Here is a 6,206-nt window from a genome sequence, read left to right on the forward strand (position 1 = left end):
CGTCGTCCACGCCCAGCTCCACCGCAATGCCAATGGCCGCCAAGGCGTTCAACACGTTGTGTTCACCCGGCAGGTTCAGCACCACGTCCAGGTCGGGCAGCTGCACGCCGTTCTTGCGCTGCACGGTGAAGTGCATCTGTGCACCCACGGCGCGCACGTTGACCGCGCGGACCTGGGCGTCTTCGGCAAAGCCGTAGGTGGTGATGGGGCGTGCGATCTGGGGCAGGATCTCGCGGATGGCGTCGTTGTCCACGCACACCACCGCTGCGCCGTAAAAGGGCATGCGGTGCAAGAACTCCACGAACGCGGCCTTGAGTCGGCCAAAGTCGTGGCCATAGGTGTCCATGTGGTCGGCGTCGATGTTGGTCACCACCGAGAGCACCGGCAGCAGGTTCAAAAACGAAGCGTCGGACTCGTCGGCCTCAACCACGATGTATTCACCCGAACCCAGTTGGGCGTTGGCGCCCGCGCTTTCCAGGCGGCCCCCGATCACAAAGGTCGGGTCCATGTTGGCCGCCGCCAGCACACTGGCCACCAGGCTGGTGGTGGTGGTCTTGCCATGCGTTCCGGCAATGGCCACACCCTTTTTCATGCGCATCAACTCGGCCAGCATGATGGCGCGCGGCACCACCGGAATCAGTTTGGCGTGCGCGGCCACCACCTCGGGGTTGTCCGCTTTCACGGCGGTCGAAGTGACGATGGCGTCTGCGCCGTTGATGTGCAGGGCGTCGTGGCCCAAAAACACCTCGGCGCCCATGGCCACCAGCCGCCGTGTGGCGCTGCTGTCGCTCAGATCGCTGCCCGAGATGCGGTAGCCCTGGTTCAGCAAGACCTCGGCAATGCCGCTCATGCCGGCGCCACCGATGCCGACGAAATGGATGTGGCGGATGGCGTGCTTCATACGGGCTCCACTTTCGCCAGCGCTTCGCAGGCGGACACGAGCGCCGCCACGGCTTCTGTTTTCTGCATGGCTTTGGCCTTGCTTCCCATGTTCATCAATTGTTCGCGCTGCACGGATTGCAGCTGTTGTGCCAGGCGTGCTGGCGTGAGTTCGGTTTGCGGCAGCAACCAGGCGGCACCCGCGTCCACCAGAAAGCGGGCGTTCGTGGTCTGGTGGTCGTCCACCGCGTGCGGAAACGGCACCAGCATGGACGCCGCACCCACGGCGGCGATCTCGGTCACGGTGCTGGCACCGGCCCGGCACAACACCAGGTCGGCGTCGGCAAAAGCCTGGGCCGTGTCCTGGATGAAAGGCGTGAGTTCGGCGATCACCCCGGCGGCGGCGTAGTTCGCGCGCAGCGCATCGATCTGTTTTTCGCCGCTCTGGTGCAGCACCTGCGGGCGGTTGTTTTTGGGAATCAAGGCCAGCGCTTGCGGCACCACGTCGTTCAAAACCTTGGCGCCCAGGCTGCCACCCACCACCAGCAGGCGCAAGGGGCCGCTGCGCTGGGCAAAGCGTTGCTCCGGCGCTGGCTGGTTCAGGAATTCGGCGCGCAACGGATTGCCCACCCACTGGCCCTTTTTCAACACATTCGGGAAGGCCGAAAAAACGCGGTCGGCCACACCGGCCAGCACCTTGTTGGCCATGCCGGCCACGGAGTTCTGTTCGTGCAAGACCAGCGGTTTGCCGAGCAATACGCCCATCATGCCGCCGGGAAACGTGATGTAGCCGCCCAGGCCGACCAGCACATCGGGCCGGACCCGGCGCACCACCTGCAAGGACTGCCAAAAGGCTTTGAGCAGGCGCAAAGGCAACAACGCCACCGTGAGCAGGCCTTTGCCACGGACGCCACCGAAGGCCACCGCTTCGAAGGCAAAGCCCCGGGGCGGCACGAGGCGGCTCTCCATGTTGCCGGGCACACCCAGCCAATGCACGCGCCAGCCGCGCTCGCGCAAGGCTTCGGCCACCGCCAGACCCGGAAAGATGTGGCCACCGGTGCCACCGGCCATGACGAGCGCGCAGGGGCTGCCCGTGTGCAAGCGAGCGCCGGTCGAGAGGTCTTTGTTCGTCACGAACGGCCTCCCTTCATCATCTGGCGGTTCTCAAAATCGACCCGCAACACGATGGCCAGCGCCACCAGGTTGAGCAGAATCGCCGAGCCGCCGTAGCTCATCAGCGGCAGGGTCAGGCCTTTGGTGGGCAGTGCACCCAGGTTGACGCCGATGTTGATGAAGGCCTGGAAACCCACCCAGATGCCCACGCCTTGCGCCACCAGACCGGAGAACACCTGGTCCAGCGCAATCGCCTGGCGGCCAATGTGCATGATGCGGCGGGTCAACCAGAGGAACAGACCGATCAGGATCAGAACCCCGACCAAGCCGAACTCCTCGCCAATCACGGCGAGCAAGAAGTCGGTGTGCGCCTCTGGCAGCCAGTGCAGTTTTTCCACACTGCCACCCAGGCCGACGCCGAAAATTTCACCGCGGCCGAACGCGATCAAGGAGTGCGAGAGCTGGTAGCCCTTGCCCAGGGCGTACTGCTCGCTCCAGGGGTCGAGGTAGGCAAAGATGCGTTCGCGCCGCCATTCGCTGAGCATTACCATCAGCGCGAAAGCGCCCACCACCACCAGGGCGATGAGGAAGAACATGCGGGCATTGACACCGCCCAGAAACAGAATGCCCATGGCGATCACCACGATCACCATGAAAGCACCCATGTCGGGTTCGGCCAGCAACAGCATGCCGATCACGGCCAGCGCCACCGCCATGGGTGCCACGGCGCGAAAGAAGCGCTCTTTCACTTCCATCTTGCGCACCATGTAGTTGGCCGCATACAGCAGCACCGCCAGCTTGGCCAGTTCGGAGGGCTGGAAATTCATGATGCCCAGGGAAATCCAGCGCCGGGCGCCGTTCACACCTTTGCCGATGAACGGAATCAGCACCAGCACCAGCAGCAGCAAGGCCGCGGCGAACAGCCAGGGTGCGGCCTTTTCCCAGGTGCGCATCGGGAACTGGAAGGCGATCAAGGACACCAACAAGCCAATCAACATGGAAGTGCCATGCCGCACCACAAAATGCGTGTGGGCGTAGTTGGCAAAGCGCGGGTTGTCGGGCAGGGCGATGGAGGCGGAATAGACCATCACCAGGCCCCAGGTCAGCAAGGCCACCACCACCCACAGCAGGGGTTGGTCAAAGCCGAGTTCGCGCACCGCCACGTTGCGCGAGCCGGCGTAGGTGCGGTTGGACAGGCGCACCGGCAGGTCGTCGCCGCTCTTGCCGCCGGCCAGGGAACCGGCCAGATCCAGACCCATCAACCAGGGCAGCCAGCCGCTCAGTTTGGCGCGCAGTGCGGCGATCATGGCGCCACCTCCATGGGCACACCGGCTGCGTTGGCCAGCTCGGCCACCGCTTGCACGAACACGCGGGCGCGGTGGGTGTAGTTGTCGAACATGTCCAGGCTGGCACAGGCGGGCGACATCAGCACCGCGTCACCCGGCAGGGCTTGTGCGGCCGACACACGCACGGCCTCGGGCATGGTGGCGGCGTCAAGCAGTGGCACGCCGCAGTCGGCCACAGCCTGGCGGATCAGGCCCGCATCGCGACCGATCAACACCACGGCACGCGCATGGCGCGCCAGCGCAGCGGTCAGCGGACCGAAGTCCTGGCCCTTGCCATCGCCGCCCAGAATCACCACCAGACGGCGCTCGGCGCCCAGGCCCTGCACAGCGGCCAGCGTGGCGCCCACGTTGGTGCCTTTGCTGTCGTCGAAATACTCCACGCCATTGACGATGACCACCGGCTCCACGCGGTGGGGTTCGCCCCGGTACTCGCGCAAACCGTGCAGCATGGGCGCGAGCATGGCGCCGGTCGAGGTGGCCAGCGCCAGGGCGGCCAGCGCATTGGCCGCGTTGTGGCGGCCCCGTATGCGCAGCGCATCCACCGGCATCAGGCGCTGGAAATAAATCTCTTCTTCGGTGTCGGCCGCACGGCCGCGTTTGCGGGTTTCGTCGAGTGCCAGGGCACGCACCAGCCAGTCCATGCCATTGACGGATTCGATGCCCCAGTCGCCCGGGCGCGTCGGGGCGTCCAGGCCGAAGGTGGCGTAAACGCGCGCCGGCTGGCTGCGGTTGCGCCCCGCGATCTTCACCGTCACCATGGGGGGCCGCAGGACCATCACCATGGGGTCGTCACGGTTGAGCAGCATCAAGGCCTCGGTGCCCATGACAGCGGTCTTGGCCTGGATGTAGGCGGGCATGCCGCCATGCCAGTCGAGGTGGTCTTCGCTGATGTTGAGCACGGTGGCGGCAGTGGGCACCGCGTCCCAGGCGCCACCGGCCACACCGTCGAGCTGGAAGCTGGACAGTTCAAGCACCCAGACCTTGGGCAGGTGCGGCGGTTGTGGTGGCACCACCGGCGGTGGCACCAACATGACCAGACCGTCGTCGGCATCGGCTTCGTCCCCGTCTTCTCCGGTCGGCTCCGCATCCATCGCCAGATCCGCCTCGGCGTTTTGCGCGGGGGCGTCTTCAGCCTCTTCAAACAGATCGGGAGGCGGAGCATCAACGGCATCGCTGCCATCGGCGGCTTCGTGCAGCGGTGCTGGCACCGCCTCGGGAGGCACCGCCAGGGTTTCGGGCACTGACGCCGCCGCGACCGTGTCTTCGGCCGCTTGCTGTTCGGCGTCCAGGCGGTTGGCCTCGGTTTCAGCGTCCAGCGCCTGCGCCAGCATGTCGAGCAAGCTGGGGCCGATGTTGCCTGCCACGGTCACAGCCACGCCACAGCGCTGCAACAACAAGGTGGTGAGCGAGGTCACCGTGGTTTTTCCGTTGGTGCCGGTGATGGCCAGCACCTGGGGCCGATACGGCAGGTGTTCGCGCTGCGACAGCTCTTGCAAGGCGCGGGCGAACAGATCGAGTTCGCCCAACAGCGGCACTTGGTTCTGCTCGGCCCAAGGCCAGACCGCACCGAGCTGCTTCGGCAACAAACCTGGGCTGCGTGCGATCAAGGCCCAGGATTGGCGCTCCAGCAAAGCCTGTTCGAACGGACCGGGCACGAACACCGCGCTCGGACAGGCCTGCTGCAAAGCCGCCAGCTGGGGCGGGGTTTCGCGCGTGTCGGCCACCGTCACCAGCGCGCCCTGGCGCGCGCACCAACGCGCCATCGCCAGACCGGACAAACCGAGACCCAGAACGAGTACGTGTTGGTTGTGCAATGCGTTCATCTGAGTTTCAAGGTCGACAGACCCACCAGACACAACAACATGGTGATGATCCAGAAGCGCACCACGACCTGGGTTTCTTTCCAACCCTTTTTCTCGAAATGGTGGTGCAGCGGCGCCATCTGGAACAGGCGGCGGCCCTGGCCAAACCGGCGTTTGGTGTACTTGAAGTAGCCGACTTGCGCCATGACCGAAAGCGCCTCGACCACGAAGATTCCGCCCATGATGGCGAGCACGATTTCTTGCCGCACGATGACCGCGATGGTGCCCAGCGCGCCGCCCAGCGCCAAGGCGCCCACATCACCCATGAAAACCTGGGCCGGATGGGTGTTGAACCACAGAAAGGCCAGGCCCGAACCGGCCATGGCGGCGCAAAAAATCAGCAACTCACCCGCGCCCGGAATATGGGGCAACAGCAGGTAGCGCGAGAACACGGCGCTACCGGTCACGTAAGCGAACACGCCCAGCGCCGAACCCACCATCACCACCGGCATGATGGCCAGGCCGTCCAGCCCATCGGTGAGGTTCACCGCGTTGCTGGAGCCGACGATGACCAGATAGGTCATGACCACAAAACCGAACACGCCCAATGGGTAGTTGATTTCCTTGAAGAAGGGCACCATCAAGCCCGCCTGCGGTGGCAGATCCACGGTGAAGCCGGAGGTGACCCAGGCAAAAAACAATTCCAGCACCCGCAGGTTGCTGGTTTCGGACACGCTGAACACCAGGTAAAACGCGGCCACGAGACCGATCACCGACTGCCAGAGGTATTTTTCGCGCGAACGCATGCCTTCCGGGTCTTTGTGCACCACCTTGCGCCAGTCGTCCACCCATCCGATGGCGCCAAAACCCAGGGTGACCAGCAGCACGATCCAGACGAATCGGTTGGCCAGATCGAACCACAGCAGCGTGGACAGCGCGATCGAGAACAGGATCAGCACGCCCCCCATGGTGGGTGTGCCGCTCTTTTGCAGATGCGACTGCATGGCGTACTCGCGGATCGGCTGGCCGATCTTGAGCGCAGCCAGGCGGCGGATGACAAAAGGCC

General features: G+C 64.9%; 5 protein-coding genes. All 5 read right to left on the reverse strand.

All coding sequences use genetic code 11. The annotated features are described in order from the left end of the window. Window positions 1-901, reverse strand: a 901-nt coding sequence (murC, locus tag ABYB95_RS15075; RefSeq protein ID WP_372659390.1) for a UDP-N-acetylmuramate--L-alanine ligase, incomplete at its 3' end; no start/stop codon positions are given. Then, on the reverse strand, window positions 898-1,950 hold the full coding sequence (gene murG / locus ABYB95_RS15080) for an undecaprenyldiphospho-muramoylpentapeptide beta-N-acetylglucosaminyltransferase (protein ID WP_372659393.1): 1,053 nt from the start codon (window positions 1,948-1,950) through the stop codon (window positions 898-900). The genes murG and murC, both read right to left, overlap by 4 nt. Window positions 1,951-2,009: 59 nt before the next feature. Then, window positions 2,010-3,251 (reverse strand): putative lipid II flippase FtsW, encoded by a 1,242-nt coding sequence (gene ftsW / locus ABYB95_RS15085; RefSeq protein WP_372659394.1) that lies wholly within the window; start codon window positions 3,249-3,251, stop codon window positions 2,010-2,012. Window positions 3,252-3,295: 44 nt separating this feature from the next. After that, window positions 3,296-5,161, reverse strand: coding sequence for a UDP-N-acetylmuramoyl-L-alanine--D-glutamate ligase (gene murD / locus ABYB95_RS15090; protein ID WP_372659391.1), 1,866 nt, complete (start codon window positions 5,159-5,161; stop codon window positions 3,296-3,298). Further along, a partial coding sequence (gene mraY, locus ABYB95_RS15095) for a phospho-N-acetylmuramoyl-pentapeptide-transferase (RefSeq protein WP_372659392.1) occupies window positions 5,158-6,206 on the reverse strand: 1,049 nt, incomplete at its 5' end. The genes murD and mraY, both read right to left, overlap by 4 nt.

Source organism: Hydrogenophaga sp., assembly GCF_041633695.1.
GTDB lineage: Bacteria > Pseudomonadota > Gammaproteobacteria > Burkholderiales > Burkholderiaceae_C > Hydrogenophaga.

Bases quoted from the DNA above. Each gene is read 5' to 3' on its own strand.
- murG (WP_372659393.1), bottom strand. From the start codon at position 1,950: ATGGCCGGTGGCACCGGTGGCCACATCTTTCCGGGTCTGGCGGTGGCC.
- murD (WP_372659391.1), bottom strand. From the start codon at position 5,161: ATGAACGCATTGCACAACCAACACGTACTCGTTCTGGGTCTCGGTTTG.
- ftsW (WP_372659394.1), bottom strand. From the start codon at position 3,251: ATGGGTCTGGATCTGGCCGGTTCCCTGGCCGGCGGCAAGAGCGGCGAC.